General features: G+C 73.0%; 18 protein-coding genes. 13 read left to right on the top strand and 5 right to left on the bottom strand.

The genetic code is table 11. The annotated features are described in order from the left end of the window. Window positions 1-42 precede the first annotated feature (42 nt). From FDM97_RS35975 to FDM97_RS23100, 5 genes are all read left to right on the top strand, one after another. The gene (locus FDM97_RS35975) at window positions 43-525 is read left to right on the top strand and encodes a hypothetical protein (RefSeq protein WP_175439210.1); all 483 of its coding nucleotides are present in this window, start codon (window positions 43-45) and stop codon (window positions 523-525) included. Next, window positions 522-800: a hypothetical protein gene (locus tag FDM97_RS35970; RefSeq protein WP_175439209.1), complete on the top strand. Its 279-nt coding sequence runs from the start codon at window positions 522-524 to the stop codon at window positions 798-800. The genes FDM97_RS35975 and FDM97_RS35970 overlap by 4 nt, the downstream gene beginning before the upstream one ends. A 329-nt stretch (window positions 801-1,129) precedes the next feature. Continuing rightward, a complete protein-coding gene (gene helR / locus FDM97_RS23110) occupies window positions 1,130-3,295 on the top strand; it encodes an RNA polymerase recycling motor ATPase HelR (RefSeq protein WP_137994978.1) in 2,166 nt (721 codons plus the stop codon). 218 nt (window positions 3,296-3,513) lie between these two features. Continuing rightward, complete coding sequence (locus FDM97_RS23105; protein WP_137992413.1) at window positions 3,514-5,046, top strand: NCS1 family nucleobase:cation symporter-1; 1,533 nt, start codon at window positions 3,514-3,516, stop codon at window positions 5,044-5,046. Between the two features lie 32 nt (window positions 5,047-5,078). After that, a complete protein-coding gene (locus FDM97_RS23100) occupies window positions 5,079-6,479 on the top strand; it encodes an amidase (protein WP_137992412.1) in 1,401 nt (466 codons plus the stop codon). Here the strand turns inward: FDM97_RS23100 and FDM97_RS23095 are convergent. Then, window positions 6,476-7,360, bottom strand: coding sequence for a hypothetical protein (locus FDM97_RS23095; protein ID WP_137992411.1), 885 nt, complete (start codon window positions 7,358-7,360; stop codon window positions 6,476-6,478). The genes FDM97_RS23100 and FDM97_RS23095 overlap by 4 nt on opposite strands. A gap of 27 nt (window positions 7,361-7,387) precedes the next feature. Further along, the gene (locus FDM97_RS23090; protein ID WP_137992410.1) at window positions 7,388-8,443 is read right to left on the bottom strand and encodes a lipoate--protein ligase family protein; all 1,056 of its coding nucleotides are present in this window, start codon (window positions 8,441-8,443) and stop codon (window positions 7,388-7,390) included. 112 nt (window positions 8,444-8,555) lie between these two features. Between FDM97_RS23090 and FDM97_RS23085 the strand changes: the two genes are divergently transcribed. The 3 genes from FDM97_RS23085 to FDM97_RS23075 all read left to right on the top strand — a co-directional run bounded on the left by FDM97_RS23085 (window position 8,556) and on the right by FDM97_RS23075 (window position 11,448). Next, window positions 8,556-9,392, top strand: coding sequence for an inositol monophosphatase family protein (locus FDM97_RS23085; protein WP_137992409.1), 837 nt, complete (start codon window positions 8,556-8,558; stop codon window positions 9,390-9,392). A gap of 63 nt (window positions 9,393-9,455) precedes the next feature. Beyond that, window positions 9,456-10,877, top strand: coding sequence for a phytoene desaturase family protein (locus tag FDM97_RS23080; protein ID WP_137992408.1), 1,422 nt, complete (start codon window positions 9,456-9,458; stop codon window positions 10,875-10,877). Window positions 10,878-10,929: 52 nt separating this feature from the next. Beyond that, complete coding sequence (locus FDM97_RS23075; protein WP_137992407.1) at window positions 10,930-11,448, top strand: O-acetyl-ADP-ribose deacetylase; 519 nt, start codon at window positions 10,930-10,932, stop codon at window positions 11,446-11,448. Here the strand turns inward: FDM97_RS23075 and FDM97_RS23070 are convergent. Then, a complete protein-coding gene (locus tag FDM97_RS23070; RefSeq protein ID WP_137992406.1) occupies window positions 11,441-11,935 on the bottom strand; it encodes an Lrp/AsnC family transcriptional regulator in 495 nt (164 codons plus the stop codon). The genes FDM97_RS23075 and FDM97_RS23070 overlap by 8 nt on opposite strands. 221 nt (window positions 11,936-12,156) lie before the next feature. Here FDM97_RS23070 and FDM97_RS23065 point away from each other — a divergent pair, with 221 nt between their 5' ends. Both FDM97_RS23065 and FDM97_RS23060 read left to right on the top strand, forming a co-directional pair. Beyond that, window positions 12,157-13,059: a DMT family transporter gene (locus FDM97_RS23065; protein ID WP_254705724.1), complete on the top strand. Its 903-nt coding sequence runs from the start codon at window positions 12,157-12,159 to the stop codon at window positions 13,057-13,059. Further along, window positions 13,052-14,242 (top strand): amino acid aminotransferase, encoded by a 1,191-nt coding sequence (locus FDM97_RS23060; RefSeq protein WP_137992405.1) that lies wholly within the window; start codon window positions 13,052-13,054, stop codon window positions 14,240-14,242. The genes FDM97_RS23065 and FDM97_RS23060 overlap by 8 nt, the downstream gene beginning before the upstream one ends. Before the next feature lie 15 nt (window positions 14,243-14,257). On the opposite strand, the gene FDM97_RS23055 is transcribed toward FDM97_RS23060, so the two are convergent. Beyond that, the gene (locus FDM97_RS23055; RefSeq protein WP_137992404.1) at window positions 14,258-16,228 is read right to left on the bottom strand and encodes a cellulase family glycosylhydrolase; all 1,971 of its coding nucleotides are present in this window, start codon (window positions 16,226-16,228) and stop codon (window positions 14,258-14,260) included. A 195-nt stretch (window positions 16,229-16,423) separates the two neighbouring features. Between FDM97_RS23055 and FDM97_RS23050 the strand changes: the two genes are divergently transcribed. Beyond that, window positions 16,424-18,484 carry a SpoIIE family protein phosphatase gene (locus tag FDM97_RS23050; RefSeq protein ID WP_137992403.1) on the top strand — a complete coding sequence of 687 codons (2,061 nt, stop codon included), beginning with the start codon at window positions 16,424-16,426 and terminating at the stop codon, window positions 18,482-18,484. Between the two features lie 45 nt (window positions 18,485-18,529). Here the strand turns inward: FDM97_RS23050 and FDM97_RS23045 are convergent, their stop codons facing one another. Further along, entirely contained in the window at window positions 18,530-21,307 is a 2,778-nt protein-coding gene (locus tag FDM97_RS23045; RefSeq protein WP_137992402.1) for a SpoIIE family protein phosphatase, read from the bottom strand. A 214-nt stretch (window positions 21,308-21,521) separates the two neighbouring features. On the opposite strand from FDM97_RS23045, the gene FDM97_RS23040 reads away from it, so the two are divergent. Next, window positions 21,522-22,997, top strand: a complete 1,476-nt coding sequence (locus tag FDM97_RS23040) for an AlkA N-terminal domain-containing protein (protein ID WP_137992401.1) — start codon at window positions 21,522-21,524, stop codon at window positions 22,995-22,997. Between the two features lie 16 nt (window positions 22,998-23,013). Continuing rightward, on the top strand, window positions 23,014-23,511 hold the full coding sequence (locus tag FDM97_RS23035; RefSeq protein WP_137992400.1) for a methylated-DNA--[protein]-cysteine S-methyltransferase: 498 nt from the start codon (window positions 23,014-23,016) through the stop codon (window positions 23,509-23,511). Window positions 23,512-23,541: the final 30 nt, after the last annotated feature.

Here is a 23,541-nt window from a genome sequence, read left to right as displayed (position 1 = left end):
CTGGCCACGGACCCCGAGACCGGTCTCACCGGGCCCCAGCCCGTGACCGGCCTGATCACCGGCTCGGGGGAGAAGCGCCTGGTCACCCTGACCGTGGACACCGACGGCGACGCGGGTGACCGCACCGACACCGTCACGGCGACGGACCGTCACCCGTTCCGGACCATCGGCTCGGGCGAAGGCCCCGGCGAGTGGAGCGACGCCGTCGACCTGTCGCGCGGCACGGCCACGCAGAAGCAGGTCGACGCCGTCGTCGTGGCGATCAAGGCCGACCCGAAGGTGCGCGCGGACATGATCAGGGTGACGAAGGGGGTCAAGGAGGTGTTCGAGTCCAGCGCCAAGGCCATGAAGGAAGGCCGCTCGGCGCGCAGCCCGCCGAGTGGGCGGACCGGCTGGGCGACGACTACGTCGACGACGCGGACGCGGGGCTCCGGCGCCGGGACTACGGGCTCGTGGAGCTGTCGTTCCAGGAGGAGCGGGGTTCCTGGCCCTGCTTCGGAATCAGCGTGCAGGTGCACCGGTTGAGGTGGGACCCGGAGTCGGCCGTGGTGGCCGCCCTTCGCAACTCGTACGGCGCCTTCGCCTCTTCGGCGCGCGCCGAGGACCTGATCGCGGCGATCAACGAACTGGGTCGCTCGGTCGAACCGGATGGCGACGCGACGGCCACGGACTTCCGCCGCTACCGGGTCCCCGGGTCCGGTGCGCGGCTCATCGTCCGGGTGGATGCCGACGCCCAGGGAGAGAGGGGCGAACTGTGGAGCCTCAGCGTGTCCCCCGCCTGGTGGCGTGAGACCGGCTGACCGAGCCGGGCCCCGGCCGACAACCGTCGGCCGGGGCCGAATCTCCGCATGGACCCTGGTCATGGGACAGCCATCGCGCAACTCCATGAGGAGCGAAGCTCGTTGAGAGAGGTGACCGTCCGTCGACGCCTACGGCGTGCAGATCGTCCCGGCATCGCCCTGGAGGCCGCCTCGTCACACCTGGCGCTTGGGCACACGAGCGCACCCACTCCCCGCCACTCTTAACGTATAGCGCACCGGGGGGCTTGCGGCAAGGCCCGGGTCGTGCCGCAGAATTCGCAGGCCGAAGCCACAACCTGCGGAAACGGGAGATTCACCAAGTGCGTGTGATGCACCACCTGACCACCAGCGCGTTCGACCTTCCCGACCGCCTCGCCCCCAAGGCCGACCCGCGGCTGATCGCCGACGACGAGCAGCACTTCGCCGCCATCGCGGAGAGCCTCGAGCAGGCGATCGCCGAACTGTCCGACCGCCTCGACGCCGTGCGCAAGGCGCCCGGCGGGGTCGGCCGTGAGGCGATGGAGCGGGACATGGAGATCCACCGGCTCAGCGGTCGGCTGCGCACCTTGCGTCGCTTCGGCCTGGACCTGTGCCTCGGACACGTCGTCGGCGTGGACAGCCCCGAGCCCGTGTACATCGGACGGCTCGGCCTCACCGACAGCGCCGGTCGACGGCTGCTGATCGACTGGCGCTCGCCCGCCGCCGAGCCGTTCTTCGCGGCGACCCACGCCGACCCGATGGGTCTGACGAGCCGCCGCAGGTACCGCTGGACCCGCGGCCGGATCAGCGACTACTGGGACGAGGTGTTCACCGCCGACGCGCTCGAGGGGCATGCCGCGCTCGACGACCAGTCCGCGTTCATCGCCGGCCTGGGCGGCAACCGGTCGTCCCGGATGCGGGACGTGCTCGCCACCATCCAGGCCGACCAGGACGCCATCATCCGGGCGGAATCCCGTGGTGCGCTCGTCGTCGACGGCGGTCCTGGCACCGGCAAGACCGTCGTCGCCCTGCACCGCACCGCCCACCTCCTCTACTCCGACCCCCGTCTCGGTCACCGTCGGGGCGGCGTGCTGTTCGTCGGTCCGCACCGGCCCTACCTGGCGTACGTGGAAGACGTCCTGCCCAGCCTCGGCGAGGAGGGCGTGCAGACCTGCACCCTGCGGGACCTCGTCGACGAGGGCGCCACGGCGGGGGTCGAGACCGACCCGGACGTGGCCCGCCTGAAGTCGTCCGCGGACATGGTGAAGGCGATCGAGAAGGCCGTCAGGTTCTACGAGGAGCCGCCCGCCGAGGGGATGACGGTCACGACCGACTGGGCCGACATCCGGCTGAGCGCCGACGACTGGGCCGAGGCGTTCGAGGCGGCGGGACGAGGCACCGCGCACAACGAGGCGCGCGAACAGATCTGGGAGGAACTGGTCACGATCCTCATGGACAAGTTCGACGGCGACGTCTCGCCCGAGCAGTTCCGCGCGTCGCTCATGCGGGACAGGGAGCTGGTCAGGACCCTCAACGGGGCGTGGCCGCTGCTCGAAGCGACCGACCTCGTCGGCGACCTGTGGTCGGTCCCCGCCTACCTGCGGATGTGCGCGCCCTGGCTCGACCGCGAGGACGTGCGCAAGCTCCAGCGCAAGGAGGCCCCCCACGCCTGGACGGTGTCCGACCTGCCGCTCCTCGACGCGGCGCGGCAGCGGCTCGGAGACCCGGAGGCGTCCCTGCGCAAGCGCCGGCGCGACGCCGCTGTCGCCGCCGAACGCGAGCGCATGGCCGGCGTCATCGACAACGTGCTCGCCGCCGACGACGACGGTGAGGGCGCGGTCACGATGCTGCGCGGAAAGGACCTCCAGGACAGCCTGATCGACGACTCCGCACTGCCCACCACCGACCGGGACCTGCTCGCGGGCCCGTTCGCGCACATCGTCGTGGACGAGGCCCAGGAACTGACCGACGCGGAATGGCAGATGCTGCTGCTCCGCTGCCCGTCCCGGAGCCTCACCATCGTCGGGGACCGCGCCCAGGCCAGGCACGGGTTCACGGAGTCGTGGGAGGAGCGGCTCGAACGGGTCGGGCTGAACCGGATCACCATGGCCTCCCTGAGCGTCAACTACCGCACGCCGGAAGAGGTCATGACGGAAGCCGAGCCGGTCATCCGGGCCGTGCTCCCGGACGCCAACGTGCCGACCTCCATCCGCAGCAACGGCGTCCCCGTCGTCCACGGATCCGTCACGGAACTGGACTCGGTCCTCGACACCTGGCTCGCCACGCATGCCGAGGGGATCGCCTGCGTCATCGGCACCGGTGACACCGGCGAGGGCACGTTCCGGGAGACCTCCCGTGTCCGGTCGCTGACCCCGGAACTGTCGAAGGGGCTCGAATTCGACCTGGTCGTCCTCATCGACCCGGAGACGTTCGGCGAGGGCGTCGAAGGAGCGGTCGACCGCTATGTCGCGATGACCCGGGCGACCCAGCGGCTCGTCGTCCTCACGAGCGCCTGACGGTTCGAGGAGCGCCGCACGCCGAGTGCGGCCCGGAGGAGGTGTGCGGGGTCGTCGCGCGCAGACCGTGCGCGTTCGGCGCCGACACGCCCGGGAAGCCCTACCATCGACGCGTACGGCTCCGAGATCATCCGCCATCGACGCCCGACCGGCTCCCCGTCGAACCCCCCACGCCCCGCACGGCCTCGTTCCGTCCCCGAACGAAGGGTTCCGCAAGGATGACCGCCACCGCCCCCTCGGACAGACCCCGGATATCCGCCCACCGTGTCGAGCTCGCGCCGGGCGCGGTCCCGGCCGACCCCCGCTTCGTCAATGACGACCTGCTGCCCGTCCCCGTCGAACGGCGCCGCTGGACCACGTACAACTTCGCGGCGCTGTGGGTCGGCATGGCCCACAACATCCCCTCCTGGCTGCTCGCCTCCGGTCTCGTCGCCCTCGGCATGGACTGGAAGCAGGCGGTGTTCACCATCGCCCTGGCGAACGTCATCGTGCTGCTTCCGATGCTCCTCACCGGGCACGCGGGACCCAAGTACGGCATCCCCTTCCCGGTCCTCGCCCGCGCCTCGTTCGGGCTGCGCGGGGCCAATCTGCCCGCGCTGATCCGCGCCGGGGTCGCCTGCGCCTGGTTCGGCATCCAGACCTGGATCGGCGGGCAGGGCATCTTCATCCTGCTCGACAAGGTCTTCGGCGGCTGGTCCGAGGCCGCCCGGGTCGGCGGCCAGCCGTGGACGCTCTGGCTCTGCTTCCTGCTCTTCTGGATCCTCGAACTGGCCATCATCTACCGGGGGATGGAGGCCCTGCGCCGCTTCGAGAACTGGGCCGCTCCCTTCGTCATCGTCGGCGCGCTGGTCCTGCTGGCCTGGATCGCCGTCAAGGCGGGCGGGTTCGGCCCGCTGCTCGACCAGCCCTCGCGGCTGGGCTGGGGAGCGGACTTCTGGCCGGTGTTCTTCCCCTCCCTCATGGGGATGATCGCCTTCTGGTCGACGCTGTCCCTGAACATCCCGGACTTCACCCGCTTCGGCGCCGGCCAGCGGGCCCAGATCTGGGGCCAGACCCTCGGCCTGCCGACCACGATGACGCTCTTCGCGCTGCTCTCCGTCTTCGTCACCTCCGGCTCGCAGGCGGTGTACGGGGCGCCCGTCTGGGACCCGGTCGCCCTGGCCGCGAAGACCGACAACGTCTTCGGGCTGCTCTTCGCCCTCGTGACCGTGCTCGTCGCCACGATCTCGGTCAACATCGCGGCGAACGTGGTCTCACCCGCGTACGACCTCGCCAACCTCGCGCCGAAGATCGTCAACTTCCGTACCGGTGCGCTGATCACGGGTGTCGTGGGCGTCCTGATCATGCCGTGGAAGCTGACCGAGACCCCCGAGCTGTACATCTTCACCTGGCTCGGCCTGGTCGGCGGACTCCTCGGTACGGTGGCCGGCATCCTCATCGCCGACTACTGGATCGTCCGCCGGACCGTCCTCGACCTCGCCGGTCTCTACCGGTCGGACGGCCCCTACTGGTACCGGGGCGGCTGGAACCCGGCCGCCGTCCTCGCCTTCGCCGTCGGCGGCGTCCTGGCGGTCGGCGGCTCGCACTCGGCCCCCGGCAAGGGCCCCTTCCCCGAGGACGGGCTCATCCCGTTCCTCCGTCCGCTCGCCGACTACGGCTGGGCCGTCGGCCTCGCCGCCGCCCTGGTCCTCTACACGGCCCTCATGGCAGGGCGGCGGAAGGCGGCTGACAACGAGGTTACGCTCCAGTAGGGTTCCGGCATCGCTGCGACGAGGGGGCTGCCGTGACCACGGCCGAGTACACCGGACTGGCCGAACGGGCACGGCAGTTGGCCGAGGGAGCGGTCACCTCGACCGCCCTCGTCCGATCCGCGCTCGACCGGATCGAGGCCACGCAGCCCACCCTCAACGCCTTCCGCTGCACCCGGCCCGAGGCCGCCCTCGCCGAGGCGGCAGAGGCCGACCGCCGGCTCGCGGCGGGGGAGCGGCTGCCGCTCCTCGGCGTGCCTCTGGCCGTGAAGGACGACACCGACGTGGCCGGCCTGCCCACCCGCTTCGGCTGCGCCGGGGACATCCCCGACGCGGCCGAGGACGGCGAGGCCGTACGGAGACTGAAGGCCGCCGGGGCCGTGATCGTCGGCAAGACCAACTCCTGCGAGCTGGGGCAGTGGCCGTTCACCGAGGGCCACGCCTTCGGCGCCACCCGCAACCCCTGGAACACCGGCCGCACACCCGGCGGTTCCTCCGGCGGCTCCGCCGCGGCCGTCGCCGCCGGGCTCGTGCCCGCCGCGCTCGGCTCCGACGGGGCGGGGTCCATCCGGATCCCGGCCGCCTGGACGCATCTCGTCGGCATCAAGCCCCAGCGCGGCCGCGTCTCCGTCCATCCGTACGACGACTGCTTCCAGGGCCTGACCGTCAACGGCCCCCTCGCCCGGACCGTCCGGGACGCCGCGCTGCTCCTCGACGCGGTCGCCGGGCCGCACCCCGGCGACCGGTACCGGCCGACCGCCGTGGACGCCTCGGCCGCCACGCGCCGGGAGCCCGGGCGGCTGCGGATCGCGCTCGCCCTGCGGCCGCCCTTCACCGCCACGTACAACCCGCTCGACCCCGGCATACGGGGGGCCGTCACCGACCTCGCCGAGACCCTTGCCTCACTCGGTCACACGGTGGAGGAGGCTCGCCCGCGCTACGGCCTCATCGGGCTGAGCTTCCTGCCCCGCGCGACCGCAGGGATCGCCGAGTACGCCGACCGGCACCCCCAGCCCGCGCTGCTCGACCCGCGCACCCGCAGCGCCACCCGCACCGGCCACCGCCTCGGCGGCCGCGCCCTGCGCGCCGCGCGCGCCAGGGAGGCGTACCAGCGTCGCAGGATCGGCGCGCTCTTCGACACGTACGACGTCCTCCTTGCCCCGACGACGGCCGCGCCACCGCCCCGGATCGGCACCTTCGACGCGATGCCCGCCTGGCGCACGGACCTGACCATCGCCTCCGCCTGCCCCTACGCCTGGCCCTGGAACGTCCTCGGCTGGCCCGGCGTGAACGTCCCCGCCGGCTTCACACCCGACGGGCTCCCGGTCGGCGCGCAGCTCCTCGGTCCGGCGGACAGCGAACCGCTCCTGATCTCGCTCGCGGCCCAACTGGAGGACGAGCGGAAGTGGTTCGTCCACCACCCGCCCGGCCTCTAGCCGTCGGCGTCCGGGGCCCAGCCCGGTACGTGCCCGGCGGCGGCCGCCTCCCAGGCCGCCACGCCGCCGGGCAGCGGCCAGGCCCTGGTCAGGTCGGGGGCGAGGGTGATGCTCCTGAGGTCATCCGCCAGCCGGCCGCCCGCGGCGGCTGCGTGAACCGCCGCGAGGGGGCCTTCGAGGGCGGCCATCCTCTTCTCGTACTCCAGGACCGGACGCTCGGAGCAGAGGGCGATCCAGCGCTCGTCCACCGCCCGGGACAGGATCAGGACGCGAGGGCGGCCGCCCTCGGCGAGCGCGGCGGTCAGCCGGTCGTGACCGTCCAGCACCACAGGGGAGTTGAGGCCGCTGATCCACCAGAGCAGGACCGGCGGCAGGACACCCTCGCGAAACTGGCGCCGGTACGCCTTCACACGGGGCGCCTCCGGGTGCGACAGCGCCCGCAGCGGCAGCAGATCGCGGGCGTCCTCCTCCGGATCGCCGTAGCCGAACCAGGTGAGATGACCCCGGTCGGGGTCATGGGAGAGGAGCTTGGGCCAGTTGCCGTCCACGAACCAGCGGCGGACATCCGGAGCGAGATGCCAATCCCCCTCATGGAGAGGGCTGTTGGTGGCCCCGCGCAAGGCGGCCTCGGCGTACGCGGCCCAGCGCTCGGCCCACTCCTGCGAGCCCGGTTCGGCGAACTCGGCGAAGACGCGTGCCTGTTCGGCCCGCAGCGGCGCGAGCGGGGAGACGTACCGGCCGGTCCGTGCGTAGTGCAGCCCTCGGCGCGTGACGCGCTGCCGGGCGAAGAGCACGGGGGCGTCGCCCTGCACCAGGACCAGTCGTCGCCCGTCGGCGCTCTCCATCCGCAGACCCGGTTTCACCGGCCGTTCGACACGCATCCGGCGAGCCTACGAGAGCCCGCAGGGCTACGGCACCCGGGCCGTCCACTCCTGTGTGCCGAACTTCGTCGCCGCCAGCTCCTTGGCCAGGGCCATCTCCTCCTCCGTGACGTGACCCTCGGACAGGCCGTAGCGGTCCCGGAAGGAGCCGATCATCCGCTCGATGACGGCCTCGCGCGGCAGACCCGTCTGGCGGCGCAGCGGGTCCACGCGCTTCTTCGCGCTCTTGGTGCCCTTGTCGGAGAGCTTCTCGCGACCGATCCGCAGCACGTCCGTCATCTTGGCGGCGTCGATGTCGTACGCCATCGTCACGTGGTGCAGGACCGCGCCCTCGCCCGCCACCATCCGCTTCTGCGCCGCTCCCGCGATCTTCCCGGCGTCCGTGGCGATGTCGTTGAGGGGCTGGTACCAGGCCTTGACGCCCATGTCGCCGAGGGCGCCGAGCACCCAGTCGTCGAGATAGGCATAGCTGTCGGTGAAGGACAGCCCCTGCACCAGGGCGTCGGGGACGGAGAGCGAGTACGTGATGGTGTTGCCGGGCTCGATGAACATCGCCCCGCCGCCGCTGATCCGGCGGACCACCTCGAAGCCGTGCCGCTCGGCCGCCTCCGGGTCCACCTCGTTGCGCAGCGACTGGAAACTGCCGATCACCACGGCCGGGGCGCCCCACTCCCACACCCGCAGGGTCGGCGCGCGGCGGCCCGCCGAGACCTCGGCGGTGAGGACCTCGTCCAGGGCCATGTGCAGGGCGGGGGACTGCGGCGACTCGTGGATCAGCTGCCAGTCGTAGTCGGTCCAGTCGGTGGCGTGCGCGAGGGCCCGGCGGACCGCGACCCCGATGCCCTCCGTGGTCAGCCCGAACATCTCCGTGCCCGGCGGCAGCGCCGCGTCGATCCGGGCCGCGAGCCCCGGCGCGTCCGTGTCGGCGGGCGCGCCCTCCAGTGCGCGGTCGATGGCGAGGATCGCCTCGTCCGGCTCCAGGAAGAAGTCGCCCGCGACCCGGACGTCCGCGAGGACGCCGTCGCGCGTCTCCAGGTCGACGACCACGAGCTTGCCGCCGGGAACCTTGTACTCGCCGTGCACGGGCCCTCCCTTCCCCGTAAGGGATCGACTCGGCCACAGCGTACTCCGCGGGGAAACGGAGAGTGACAAGCCGGATGCTCTGTTTGTCAGCCCGCCGTGCTTAGCTGGACGCATGATCGAAGACTTCCTTGACCACGTCCTCGCCGGTGGCACGACCGAGGTGGAGGAGGCGCTCCGCAAGGCGGCCGCCGCCGAGATCATGCCGCGCTTCCGGCAGCTCGCCGCCCACGAGATCGTCGAGAAGAACGGGCCCCACGACCTGGTGACGGTCGCCGACCGAGCCGCGGAGGCCCACCTGACCGCGTCCCTCACGGAGCTGCTGCCCGGCTCGGTGGTCGTCGGCGAGGAGGCCGTGCACGCCGACCCGGCCGTCTACGACGCGCTCCAGGGCGACGCCCCGGTCTGGATCGTGGACCCGGTCGACGGCACCCGCCAGTTCGTGCGCGGCGAGCCCGGCTTCTGCACCCTGGTCGCGCTCGCCCGACGCGGCGAGGTGCTCGCCTCCTGGACCTACGCGCCCGCCCTCGACGAGATGGCGGTCGCGGTGCGCGGACGCGGAGCGACCCTCAACGGGGAGCCGATACGGTCGGGTTCGCCGGCGCCGGGCGCGGTCCTGGAGGTCGCCACCTCCCACCCCGACTACACCACGCCCGACCAGAAGCGCGCCCTGCTCGGCCTGAACGCGGACGGCGTCCACCCGCGCCCCTGCGGCTCCGCCGGCCTCGAATACCTCGACGTGGCCCGGGGTCTCATCGACGCCCTCGCCTTCTCCTGGGAGTACGCCTGGGACCACGCGGCCGGACTGCTCCTGGTGACCGAGGCGGGCGGCGAACACACCACGCTTGCCGGCGAGCCGTTCCGTATCACCGGAGGCAACGCACTGCCGTTCACCGCGGCACGCGACCGGGCCACCGCCGACCGGATCCGGACACTGCTGAGGGGCCACTGAGGGCGGCCGGGGCACAGGAATATCCTGGGAGCCTTGGCCATCGGCTGACGAAGGAGTCCGAAGGTGCCGTCGATGCTCGATGCCGTCGTCGTGGGGGCGGGACCCAACGGACTGACCGCCGCCGTGGAACTCGCCCGACGCGGCTTCTCCGTCGCCGTGTTCGAGGCGAAGTCCACCGTGGGAGGCGGCGCCAGGACGGAGGAGCTGACCCTCCCCGGCTTCCTGCACGACCCCTGTTCCGCCGTGCACCCGCTGGGAGTCGGCTCGCCCGTCTTCAAGACGATGCCGCTGGAGCGGTACGGGCTCGAATGGCTGCACCCGCACCTGCCCATGGCCCACCCCTGGGACGACGGCACCGCCGCCGTGCTCTCCCGCTCCGTCGCCGAGACCGCCGCCTCCTTCGGGCCGCGCGACGCCGGCACGTACCGCCGGCTCGTCGCCCCGTACCTCGGCAAGTGGGACACCCTGACACGGGACTTCATGTCCCTGCCGCTCACCGCGCTGCCCCGCGACCCCGTCACGCTCGCCCGGTTCGGCCTCGACGGCCTGCGGCCCTCGACCTGGCTCATGCGCCGCTTCCAGGACGACAAGGCGCGCGCCCTGTTCGCCGGTCTCGTCGGTCATGTCATCGCCCCGCTGGGGGGGTTCGCCACCACGGCGGTCGGTCTCGTCTTCGCGCTCGCCGCGCACGAGGGCGGCTGGCCGATGCCCCGAGGCGGCTCCCAGTCGATCTCGGACGCCCTCACCGCGTACCTGAAGGCACTGGGCGGCGCCGTCCACACCGACTACGAGGTCAAGCGGCTCGACGACCTGCCGCCCGCCCGCGCGTACGTCTTCGACACCTCGCCCACCGCCCTCGCCCGGATCGCGGGGTTCGGCGGGTACTACGACGCGTACCGCTACGGCGCGAGCGTCTTCAAGGTCGACTACGCGCTCGACGGCCCGGTGCCGTGGACGGCGCAGGCGCCCCGCACGGCCGGCACCGTCCAGATCGGCCCCACCAGCGGCGAGATCGGCGCGGCGCTGCGCCAGGCGTCCTCCGGCACGGCCCCCCGCGCGCCCTTCCTCATCACCGCCCAGCCCAGCCTCGTCGACCCGGCCCGCGCGCCCGAGGGCAAGCACGTCTTCTGGGCGTACGGCCACGTCCCGAACGGCTGGGAGGGCGACCTCACCGACGCGATCGAGCGTCAGATCGAGCGGTTCGCCCCCGGCTTCCGCGACCTGGTCCTGGCCCGCGCCACCGCCGGACCGCCCGAACTCGCCGCACGCAACGCCAACTACGTGGGCGGCGACATCGCCTGCGGCGCGGCCCGCGGGCTCCAGCTGCTGCTGCGCCCCAAGCTGTCCCTGTTCCCGTACAACACCCCGCACCCCGCGGTCTTCCTCTGCTCCTCCGCGACCCCGCCGGGTCCGGGCGTGCACGGCATGTCCGGGCACAACGCGGCGAAGGCGGTCTGGCGTCGACTGCGCGCGACACGGAACTGACCGCCGTACGGCCCCCCCGCGCATCACGCGTGCGGCGAAGGATGATGGCCCCATGAGCACACAGCCGTCCCTCGTCCTGGTCCGCGGAGACATCACCGAGCAGCACGTCGACGCCATCGTCAACGCCGCGAACTCCTCCCTCCTGGGCGGAGGCGGCGTCGACGGCGCCATCCACCGCAAGGGCGGCCCCGCCATCCTGGAGGAGTGCCGCAAGCTCCGCGCGGGTCACTACGGCGGCGGCCTGCGGACCGGCCGGGCCGTCGCCACGACGGCGGGCCGCCTGGACGCGCGCTGGGTGATCCACACCGTCGGCCCGGTCTGGTCCCGCGAGGAGGACCGGTCGGAGCAGCTGGCGTCGTGCTACCGGGAGTCGCTCCGCGTGGCCGACGAGCTGGGCGCTCGTACCGTGGCCTTCCCCGCCGTCTCGACGGGCATCTACGGCTGGCCCATGGACGACGGCGCGCGCATCGCGGTCGAGACGGTGCGTGCCACGCGGACGAACGTCGAGGAGGTCAGGTTCGTCCTCTTCGACGAGGCGGCGTACGCGGCCTTCGAGTCCGCCCTCACCTGACCGGGCCACCGGCGCGCGGGCGGGACGGGACGCCCGGGCGCGGGAAGACCTTGGACTGCTTGACGCTGCCGAAGGCGAAGCTGGACTCGATCGACGCGATGCCCGGGATGGCGTGGATGCGGGTGCGCACCAGGACTTCGTACGCCTCCAGGCTCTCGATGACGACCCTGAGCAGGTAGTCGCTGCTGCCCGCCATCAGATAGCAGTCCTGGATGTGATCGATGAGGCCGACGTGCTCCTCGAAGACGTTGACCGCGTCGGCGGTGTGGCGTTCCAGGCGGATCCGTACGAAGACGGTGATCGGCAGACCGAAGGCGACCTGGTCCACCATGGCCGTGTAGCCGCTGATCAGGCCCGACTCCTCCAGGCGGCGGACCCGGCGCAGACAGGGCGAGGGGGACAGCCGGATCCGGTCGGCGAGGTCCTGGTTGGACAGCCGGCCGTCCGCCTGCAACTCGTGGATGATCTGGAAGTCCACAGCGTCCATCGTCACTTCTTACGTCGTTCTTGGCAGATTCTGCCCCCACGCTATGGCTGGAGGGCAGAACTGGCAATCGCCTGCTCCACCGAAAGCTCTACCGTTGCTCTGGCTTCGAGCGGGAGGAACATTCGGTGGTCGTGACGCAAACGGTGGGGGCACCCCCCACAGGCCGGCCCTCGGCCCGCGGTGCCGACGGGCCGGGGGAGTCCAGGCGGGCAAGGGGGCCCATGGCGCTCTCCCCGCAGGTCGTCGGTCTGATCGCGCTGCTGCTCACCGTGACCATCTGGGCCGCGTTCGCGCTCAGCGCCCGTGCGCTGAGCGCCTCCACGCTGCTGCCCGCCGACGCCGCCCTGCTGCGCTTCGGTGTGCCCCTCGTGGTCCTGGCGCCCGCCCTGTGGCGGCGCCGGCGGCGGCTCGCGGCGGTGCGGCCCGGCCCCGCGGCCAAGATCATCTGCGGTGCGGGGGTCCCGTTCTTCCTCGCCGCCATGTACGGCGGATCGCTGACGTCCGCCGCGTTCGTCGGGGCGATCGTCCCCGGCATGGTCCCGCTCTTCGTCTCCGCCCTCATGGTCGCGGGCGGCAAGCAGGCTCCGCGCGGCACCCAGACGGCCGGCCTCGCGCTGATCGCGGCCGGAGTCGTCGCCCTGGTCTGGCGCTACACCGCGGCGCTCGACGCGGACGTCCTGCTCGGCGCCGGAACACTCCTCGTCGCCAGCGGGCTGTGGGCCCTCTACACCGTCGGGCTGCGCGAGGTGGATCTCGACCCCATCGGGTCCATCGGGCTGCTGTGCCTGCCCTCCTTCGCCGTCATCGCGCTCCTGACCCTCACCGGAGTCCTGCCCACCGGCCTCGCCCACGCGGCCGGCGGCGACATCGTGCTCTTCCTCGTCGTCCAGGGCCTCGGCGTCGGCCTGTGCGCCGGCCTGCTGTACGCGTTCGCCATCCGCCGCCTGGGACCCGAGCGCAGCTCGGTCGTCGGCAGCCTCAGCCCGGTGGCCGTCGTCCTGCTCGCCATCCCCCTCCTCGACGAGATGCCGACCCTGCCCGTCGTGGTCGGCGTTCCCCTCATCACCCTCGGCGTCGCGCTCGCCAACCGACGCCCCCGATCCAAGGTCTCCGCCGATGCTTGAGCTGCTTCCCGCCCCGCCCGTGGACCCGCTGTGGGACCTCGCGGCCGAGTACACCGCCGACCCGCGCCCCGAGCGGCTGAACCTCGTCCTCGGCGTCTACCGCGACCACACCGGGATCACCCCGGTCATGGCAGCGGTCAAGGAGGCCGAGATACGCCTGGCGGAACGCTCCGACTCCAAGGAGTACCGCGGCCTCTCGGGCAACACCGCCTTCAACCGGGCCATGCTGTCGATGGTCCTCGGGGGCCCCGGCACCGAAGCCCTGACCGCACGCGCGACGGCCGTCCAGACCGTGGCCGGCACCGGAGCCCTGCGCCTGCTGGCCGATCTCGTACGCCAGACCCGCCCCGGCACCACGGTGTGGATCAGCGACCCCGCCTACGTCAACCACCGCCCGATACTGGAGGGCGCCGGGCTGCTCGTCCGGACGTACGGGTACGGCGCCGGCATGCTCGACGACCTGCGTGCCGCACGAAGGGACGACGTCGTCCTGCTCCAGGGCTGCTGCCACAACCCCACCGGAGTCGACCCCACCGCCGAGATGTGGGAGGAGCTCGCCGGACTCGCGGCGGCGAACGGCTGGGTCCCCTTCGTCGACCTGGCCTACCACGGGCTCGGCGACGGCCTCGCCGCCGACCTGTGGGCCACCCGGATGCTCGCCGAGCGGCTGCCCGAGGTGCTGATCGCCGTCAGCTGCTCCAAGAACTTCGGCCTCTACAGCGACCGCACCGGGTGCGCCATCGTCGTCGGATCGTCGCGGCAGGCGCTGCGGAACGTCGAGACCGCCCTGCAGAACGCCGCACGCACGATGTACTCGATGCCGCCCGAGCACGGCGCCGCCGTCGTCGCCACCGTCCTGGAGGACGAGCGGCTGCGGGCCGCGTGGCTGGCCGAACTCGACGTCATGCGCCACCGGATCACGGCCAACCGCGCGGACCTCGTCGAGCATCTGCGCGCACTCGGCTGCGCCGAGCAGGCGGCGCCCCTCGCACGGCAGAAGGGCATGTTCTCGATGCTGCCGCTCACGCCCGACCAGATGCGCCGGATGCGCCGGCAGTTCGGCATCTACGGCACGACCTCGGGACGCATCAACATCGCGGGCATCTCGGCGCACCGGATCCCGTTCCTGGCGCAGGGTATCGCCGCCTCCCTGGAGACACCCCACGCCGTCCCGTCCGTCTGACGGCCCCGCCCCCGGTCAGGACTCCGGGGGCGCCGTGCGGCACAGCAGGGCGGCCGGGGAGGGCCGGGAGCCGAACCGGGTGGTGAAGGCGATGCCCGCCGCGTACTCGGTGGGCAGGCACTGGCCCTTGAAGTGGCCGTACGCGTAGTCGCCGCCGGGTGCGCCGGCCGGGCGGTTGTCACCCCGGTCGAACCACACCGTGCGCCCCGCGCTCGTCGCGAGCGCGGTACGGGCCGGGGCGCACAGCGCGGCGGAGACCCGTGCGTCGCGCAGGCTGTAGCCGATGAGGAACTGCCCCGCCGGGCACTGGAACTTGGTGTACCCGGTGGCCCAGTCGCCGCCCGCCGGGACGTGCGACTCGTCGCGGACGACGGTGTGCCCGCCGGTGCCGGCCCGCAGCCCGGAGCTCGCGCACAGACCGCGGCCCCCGGTGTGGCTGAGCCCGGCGAGCCGGGAGCCGTCCGGGCAGACGGCCTTGCGGGCGCCGCTGTCCCAGTCCCCGCCGGCCCGGACGCGCAGCGAGGCGTTGTGGTCGCGGTGGTCGGTCGTCAGCTGGTACCAGGCCGCGGTGACGGGGACGGCGCCGGTGCGGCCGGGGGAGCCGGTCAGCCCGGTCCAGGCGGGGGCGCGCCAGTCGCCCGGGTCGAGGACCCCGGTCCTGCGGCCCCCGGAGTCGTACCGCAGCAGCGCCCAACTGTCCCCGCCGCTGCCGTCGGCGCCGCTGCTCCAGCCGACCAGCGGCCAGTACGCGTAGTCCACGTCGGCGTCCGTCAGGAGCTCGGTCAGATGGCCGAACCAGGCGCGCGGACGGTCGCCGCGCTCGTCGGCGCCGATGCCGAACTCGCTGATCCAGACCGGGGCGGTGAAGTGCCTGCCGGTCTCGGCGGAGACGTAGAGCGCCTGGTCGTGGACGACCTGGCGGAGCTGCTCGCGGGTGAGGTCCTGGTAGCGGAGGTCGCTGGTCTCGCCGATGCCGGTGGCGCCGGTGTGGTGCGGGCCGGTGTAGCCGTAGAAGTGGGCGGAGTAGACGAGCTTGTTCGACACCACCAGGGTGTGGGACAGGGTGCGGACGGGGGAGAGGGTGGGGCGGCCGTGCGCGAAGCCGTCCACAGGGATGCCCGTCCAGTTGATGCCCTCGACGACGATGAGCAGATGGGGGTTGGCCTCGGTCAGGATGCGGTCGCCGGCCTCCTGGGCGGCGGCGTGCCAGTCGTGGTTGTCGCCGAGACCCCAGTTGGGGTCGTCCCAGACGTCGCGGCGGACCTCGTTGTACAGGTCGGCGCCGACCACGCGCGGGTTGGCGCGGTAGCGGCTCGCCATGAACACCCAGTCGTCGGCCCACTGGGCGGTGGACCGGCCACTGCTGTTCCAGCGTTCGTTGCCGTCCACGCCGCAGCACCAACGGGTGGTCACGGTGTGGTTGTTCAGGATGACCGCGAACCCGTCGGCGGTGAGGGCGGCGACGACGGCGTCGAAGACCTGGAGCGGGGTCTTGCCACGCAGCGCCGGATTGGCCGCGACGGCCGCGTCGGGCACGGGGGCCGTGGTGCGCAGCATCTCGTTGGAGAACGGCAGCCGGATGCTGTTCAGGCCGAGGGCGCGGAAGTCGGCGAGGAGCGTGGGGAGCGGGGTGCGGTCCAGGCCGATCGGGATCCCGTGGGAGTTCTGTCCGGCATGGTGGGTGGCCGGGTCGACGGGGTCGCCGGAGCCGTTCCAGGAGCCCTGGGCGCCGTCCCAGTTGCCGGAGCGGAGCCGGAAGCGGTCGCCGTCGGCGTCGACGATGAAGCGGCCGCGGGTGGACAGCGGCGGCGTCCAGCCGGGCGCGTCGGGAGTGGCGGGCGCCTCGGACGCGTCGGGTGCGGAGAGTGCAGCCGGTGCGGCCGGAAGCGGGCCGGCCTGCGCGACGGCGGGACCCGGTACGCCCGGCACCAGCAGCGCGCCCACGAGCACGGCGCCTCGGACCACGCGTAACCACAAGCTCTGCATCTCGTACCTGCCAGGAGGGTGGGGGAGTGGGCGAGGCGCCAAGTTACCGGCGAGTCGGTACGAGGGGAACCCCTGGGACAGTGCTCCCGGCCCGCGCCCGTACCCACCGTCCGGAGTCGTGCCACAGCGCCCCGCATCGACGCCTCGGATAGGGTGATTGGGTAGGAAAACACCCCCCGGGGTTAGGTCGAAGCGTTGGACACTTTTCAGTCGCCGAGCGAAACGCCGGAGCGGCCGCCGGCGGCCATCGGGTACGCCGGTGTCCTGCGCGAACTGCTGCCGATCGCCCTGTGGAGAGAGGACGCGGACGGGCGCGTCGTGGAGTGGTCGCTGGCCGCCCAGGACCTGCTCGGCCACCGCCCCGAGGACGTCCTCGGACGCCCCGCCTCACCCATTCTGGTGCCCGACTCCAACCGGGAACTCGCCGATCAGCTGACGCGCCGCGTCCAGGCCGGTGAGACCGTCGTCGGCACCCTGCCCGTACGGCACCGCGACGGTCACCAGGTCACGATGGAGATGTGGATCGTCCCCGAGGTCGACCCCGAGGGGCGGCCGGGCGCGATGCTCATCGCCGTGGAGACCTCCGAGGTCCTGCGCATGCGGGACTCGCTCGCCGCCCTCCAGAGCCTCTTCACCCAGTCGCCCATCGGCCTCGCCACCCTCGGCCCCGACCTGCGGTTCCTGCGGGTCAACGACGCGCTGGCGCGGATGAACGGGGTATCGCCCGCCGAGCACCTGGGCAAGCGGCTGACCGAGGTGGTGCCCGGCGTCAACGCCGCCGCCCTCGAAGCCACCATGCGCCAGGTCCTCGAGAGCGGCGAGGCCTTCGTCGACGTGCGCCGCACCGGCCGGACCCCGGCCGACCCCGACCACGACAGGACCTGGTCCTGCTCGTACGCCCCGCTGCTCGACGGCTCGGGGCGGCGGCTCGGCCTGATCGCCTCCCTCATCGACATCACCGAGGGCCAGCGGGCCCTCGTCGAGGCCGAACGGGCCCGGCGCCGCTTCGCCCTGCTCGCCGAAGCGGGCACCCGTATCGGCACCACCCTCGACCTCCGGCAGACCGCCGAGGAGATCGTGGAGGTCCTGGTGCCCCAGCTCGCCGACTCGGCCGACGTGCAGATGCTCGAATCGGTCCTCGAACCGGACGAGGCGGGCGCCTCCGCCCACGGCCTGCTGCGCCGCCTCGCCGCCCTCTTCCCCGACCCGGCCGCGCCCACCGCGCTGCTCGCCCCCGGCCAGACCTTCCAGATCCCGCTCGGCACGGTGTACGAGCGGGTCATCACCGAGGGCAGGCCGATGAACCTCTACCAGTCGGACCTCCCCGCGCTCTTCCCCGACCGCCGCGCCGACGCGCTGCGCACCTACCTCGGCTCCAGCATCGGCTCGGCGCGCCTCGTCCCGCTCGTCGCCCGCGGCCAGGTGCTCGGCGCCGTCGCCGTGACCCGCGTCCGTGACCGCGAGCCCTTCGACGAGCAGGACTGCGTCCTCGTCGACGAACTCGTCGCGCGCGCGGCTCTGAACATCGACAACGCCCGCATGTACACCACCCAGCGCGCGGCCGCCCTCACCCTGCAGCGCAGCCTCACCAACAGCGCGCTGCCCAGGGTCGACGGCCTGGAGCTCACCGGCCGCTACCTCCCCGCGAGCGCCCACGACGTCGGCGGCGACTGGTTCGACGTCATCGCGCTGCCCGAGGGCCGTACGGGGCTCGTCATCGGCGACGTCATGGGGCACGGCATCCACGCGGCTGCCGTCATGGGCCAACTCCGGACCGCGGTACGGACGCTCGCCCGGCACGGCGTCCCGCCCGCGCGGCTGCTCCGCTCCCTCGACGCCGTCGTCGCCGACCTGGGCGAGGACGAGATGGCGACGTGTGTCTACGCCGTCCACGACCCGGCCACCGGCCTCGTCACGATCGCCCGGGCCGGCCACCCGCCGCCGGCCGTCGGCACGGCAGACGGGGCCATCACCTTCCTGGAGGGGCCGCCCGGCACCCCGCTCGGCACCGGCGGCCGGGACTTCCGGACCGAGTCGCTGCGGCTGCCGCCGGGCAGCCTGCTGGTGCTGTACACCGACGGCCTCATCGAGGCCAGGGACCGGGACCTCGACGAGGGCATGGACAAGCTCGCCCAGGCGCTGCTCCACCTCGAACGGCCGCTCAACCAGCTCTGCGACGACATCCTCGAACAGCTGCTGCCGTACGCGCCGCCGGACGACGTGGCGGTGCTCCTGGCCCGCACCTCCCTGAGGTGACGGCCCACCGGGCTGAGGTGACGGCCCACCGGGCGAGGTGACGGCTCACCAGGCCAGGTCCTCCAGCGTGTCGAGGTCCGGCACCGCCATCGCCGGCACCTCCCCGTCGGCCGTCGTCAGGGGAAGTTCCGCCCAGATGACCTTGCCGCGCTCGGTGTAACGGGTGCCCCAGCGCTCGGCGAACTGGGCCACCAGGAACAGGCCCCGGCCGCCCTCGTCGGTGTCGGCCGCGTACCGCAGATGCGGAGCCGTGCTGCTGCCGTCGGAGATCTCGCAGATCAGCCGGCGGTCGCGCAGCAGCCGGACCTTGATCGGCTCGGCTCCGTACCGGATGGCGTTGGTGATGAGCTCGCTGAGGATGAGCTCGGCGGTGAACGCGATGTCGTCCAGTTCCCAGGCGGAGAGCTGCGCGGCACCCTCGTTGCGCACCCGGGAGACGTCGGCCGGATCGGCGGGCACGTTCCACTCCGCGATCCGGTCGGCCTCCAGACGGCGGGTGTCGGCGACCAGCAGGGCGATGTCGTCGGCCGGCGCGGGCTTCAACAGCGCGGCGAGAACGTCGGTGCAGGCCTGCTCCGGGCTGCGGCCCGTCGTGGCCAGCGCCTCGCGCAGCAGCTGGAGGCCGGTGTCGAAGTCCCGGTCGCGGTCCTCCAGGAGACCGTCGGTGAACAGCACCAGCCGGCTCCCCTCCGGCAGATGCAGCTCCGCGGCCTCGAACGGCATCCCGCCCACGCCCAGGGGCAGTCCGGCGGGCAGCTCGGGGAACTCCACCCGGCCGTCGGCGTGCACGAGCGCGGGCCCGGGGTGCCCGGCCCTGGCCATGGTGCAGCGGCCGCTCGCCGGGTCGTAGACGATGTACAGACAGGTGGCGCCGGTGATCCGGTCGATCCGGTCGCCCCCCTCCTCGATCTCCCCCGTACCGCCCTCGCCCTCGCCCTCTCCCTCGCCCCCGGCGTCGCCGGTGTCGGGCCGGTCGATCCGGTCGATCAGCTCGTCGAGGTGGCCCAGGAGCTCGTCGGGAGGCAGATCCAGCGTGGAGAAGTTGTGGACCGCCGTACGCAGCCGGCCCATCGTGGCCGCGGCGTGCAGCCCGTGCCCGACGACGTCGCCGACGACCAGTGCCACCCGGGCGCCCGGCAGCGGGATCACGTCGAACCAGTCCCCGCCCACGCCCGCCTTGGCGGGCAGATAGCGGTAGGCGACGTCGACGGCGGACAGCTCGGGCAGGACACGGGGGAGCAGGCTGCGCTGGAGCGTCACCGCCATGGCGTGCTCACGGGTGAACCGGCGGGCGTTGTCGATGGAGACCGCGGCGCGCGCGGTCAGCTCCTCCGCGAAGGTCAGATCCTCCTCCCCGAAGGCGTCGGGGGTCTCGGACCGCCAGTAGTTGGCCATGCCGAGGGCGACGCCCCGGGCGAGCAGCGGCACGGCGACGAGCGAGTGCAGCCCGTACGCGAGGGCGGTCGCGGCCCCCTCGGGGTCCTGGGCCCGCCACCCCTCGGCCGTGGTCAGATCCTCCACCAGCACCGCGTGACCGCCGTCCAGCGCCTGCGCCATCGGGGTGGTCGGGACGACACACCTGATCAGGTCGCCCACCGGCTGGAGCGGATGCTCCGCGCGGATGCCGCTCAGCGCCGTACGGCGCATCTCGGTGTACGCGCCCGACGGCTCATCGCCCCCGAGCACCGGCTCCAGGAGCTCCACCGTGACGAAGTCCGCGAACCGCGGGACGGCGACCTCCGAGAGCTCCTCGGCCGTCCGCACCACGTCGAGCGTGGTGCCGATCCGCACCCCGGCCTCGTACAGCAGCTGCAGCCGGCCCCTGGCCACCTCGGCCCGGCCGGAGAGCGCGGCGAGCTCGGTCGAGTCCCGCAGCGTCATCACGGTCCCGGTGGGCCGGCCACGGTACGGCGCCGTGGGCCGCACGTTGAAGGCGAGCAGCCGGTCGCCCGCCAGGTGCACCTCGTCGGTGACGATCCGTCCGGAGGAGAGCAGCGCGGCCGTACGGGGGTCCAGACCCAGCTCGGTGACGTGCCGTTGCTCGGCATCGGGAGCCAGGTCGAGCAGCCGCCGCGCCTCGTCGTTGGCGAGCAGCAGCCTGCGGTCCGCGTCGATGATGAGCACGCCCTCGCGAACCGCGTGCAGGACCGCCTCGTGGTGCTCGTTGATCCGGGTCATCTCGACCGGGCCGAGACCGTGGGTCTGCCGCCGCAGCCTCCGGCTCACCAGCGCCGCGCCGCCCACGGCGAGCAGCAGGGCACCCGCCGCCGTGCCGATGAGCAGCGGCAACTGGCCCTCGACCACGTTGGCCACGTTCTCGATCTCGACACCGGCGCCGACCAGACCGACGATGTCGCCGTCCTCGGTCCGGATCGGGACGATGGCACGGACCGCGTCCGTCGGCTCCCCGGTGAAGATCTCCGTGAACGACTCACCGGCCCTGGCGCGCGCGATGTCACCGGTGGCGCGCTGCCCGATCAGCTCCGGACGGGAGTCCGTGTAGCGGATGCCGTCGGCGGTCATCACCGCGAGGAAGTCGAGTCCCGAGGCGAGTCGGGCGCCCTCGGCCCGGTCCTGGAGCAGTGCGGTCGGGTCGGGCGACTTCAGGGCGTCCACGAGCCCCGGCGCGTGCGCGAACGCCTCCGCGGCGGCGAGCGAGCGGTCGCGGGCGTTGCGCTCGGTGTCGTAACGGGCCTGGAAGATCAGGGCCAGCGCGCCCACGGTGACCAGCAGCGCCACGATGACTGCCTGCAGGGCGAACACCTGCCCGGCGACGCTGCGCAGCCCCAGCCCCTTGGGTCGGCGGCCAAGACGTCCGGTCATGGGGTGCTTCTCGGAGGTTCGGCTGTCATCACGGATTCGGCTGTCACCCGTCCCCTTCCTCGGTTCCTCTTACCATGCTGCTCCTGCTCCGGCGGGATATCGAGGCGGGGCACCCGGACCACTCCTCCCTCGTTCCTCCCCCGTTCCGGGCGCCGGAAGGTCCATGTCGTTTTCTCGCCAGCGGCCGACCGCGCGGACCCCCGATCATGGACTCATGCACACCGACACCGAGCGCTGCGTGCGGGCCGTCCGGTCGAAGGACGCCCGCTTCGACGGCGTGTTCTTCACGGCCGTCCTGACCACCCGGATCTACTGCCGCCCCAGCTGCCCGGTCGTGCCGCCCAAGCCCGAGAACATGGTGTTCCACCCGAGCGCCGCCTCCTGCCAGCGCGCCGGATTCCGGGCGTGCAAGCGCTGCCGCCCCGACACCAGCCCCGGTTCACCCGAATGGAACGTCCGCGCCGACGCCGTCGCCCGCGCCATGCGGCTCATCCAGGACGGGGTCGTGGACCGCGAGGGCGTGCCGGGGCTCGCCGCCCGGCTCGGCTGGTCCACCCGTCAGATCGAGCGCCAGCTCCTCGCCGAACTCGGCGCGGGACCGCTCGCCCTGGCCCGCGCCCAGCGCGCCCAGACCGCACGGCTGCTCATCGAGACCACCTCGTTGCCCATGGCCGAGATCGCCTTCGCGGCCGGCTTCTCCTCGATCCGCACCTTCAACGACACCGTCCGCGAGGTCTTCGCGCTCGCCCCCGGGGAACTGCGCGCCAGGGCCGCCCGTGGCGCCACGAAGGAACCCGCCACCCCCGGGGTGATCACCCTGCGGCTGCCGTACCGCACCCCCCTCAACCCCTCGAACCTCTTCGGCCATCTGGCCGCGACCGCCGTCCCCGGCGTGGAGGAGTGGCGCGACGGCGCCTACCGCAGGACGCTGAGCCTCCCGTACGGGCACGGCATCGTCGCCCTCGCCCCCCGCCCCGACCACATCGCCTGCCGGCTCCTGCTCACCGACCCGCGCGACCTCACCCATGCCATCAGCCGCTGCCGCTGGACGCTCGACCTCGACGCCGATCCGGTCGCCGTCGACGAGCAGTTGCGTACGGATCCGCTGCTCGCCCCGCTGGTCGACCGGGCGCCGGGGCGGCGCGTGCCGAGGACCGTCGACGCCGCCGAGTTCGCCGTACGGGCCGTGCTCGGCCAGCAGGTCTCCACGGCCGCAGCCCGCACCCACGCGGCCCGGCTCGTCACCGCGCACGGGGTCCCCGTCGAGGACCCGGAGGGCGGCCTCACCCATCTCTTCCCGACCTCCGAGGCCCTGGCCTCCCTGGACCCCGAATCCCTCGCGCTGCCCCGCAGCCGCCGCACCACGCTCCTCACCCTCGTCGAGGCGCTCGCCGACGGCTCACTGAGCCTCGGCCCGGCCGGCGACTGGGACGAGGCGCGGGCCCGGCTCCTCGCCCTGCCCGGCTTCGGCCCCTGGACCACCGAGGTCATCGCGATGCGGGCGCTCGGCGACCCCGACGCCTTCCTCCCCGGCGACCTCGGCGTCCGCCGCGCCGCCGCGGGCCTCGGCCTGCCCTCCACCCCCGCCGCGCTCACGGCCCGCGCCGCGCGGTGGCGGCCCTGGCGCGCGTACGCCGTCCAGTACCTCTGGGCCACGGACAGTCACCCGATCAACCATCTCCCCGCGTAAGGAAGTCGCCTCCGCCATGCCCACCGTCACGCACCTGGTCGTGGACAGTCCGTACGACCCGCTGACCCTGGTCGCCGTCGACGGCGTCCTCAGCCGCATCCACATGACCGAGCAGCGCCACCGGCCGCCCGAGGAGACCTTCGGCGAGCGCGACCCGCGCCCCTTCGACGAGGTGATCCGCCAGCTCGACGCGTACTTCGCCGGTGAACTGACCGAGTTCGACCTGCCGTTGAAGCTGATCGGCACCCCGTTCCAGCTCCGTGTCTGGGAGCAGCTGCGCCTCATCCCGTACGGCGAGACGCGTACGTACGGCGAGTTGGCCGAGGCCCTCGGCAACCCCGGGGCGTCCCGTGCCGTCGGCCTCGCCAACGGCAAGAACCCGGTCAGCATCGTCGTGCCGTGCCACCGCGTCGTCGGGGCGGACGGCGCCCTGACCGGTTACGGCGGCGGGCTCGGCCGCAAGCGGCGGCTGCTCGCCTTCGAGTCGGGCGCGGAGCCGGACTCCCTCTTCTAGCGCAGCTGTTGGAGGAACGCGGGCAGCGAG

Source organism: Streptomyces vilmorinianum (assembly GCF_005517195.1).
Classification (GTDB): domain Bacteria; phylum Actinomycetota; class Actinomycetes; order Streptomycetales; family Streptomycetaceae; genus Streptomyces; species Streptomyces vilmorinianum.
This window is presented reverse-complemented; position numbering and strand designations above follow the sequence as displayed.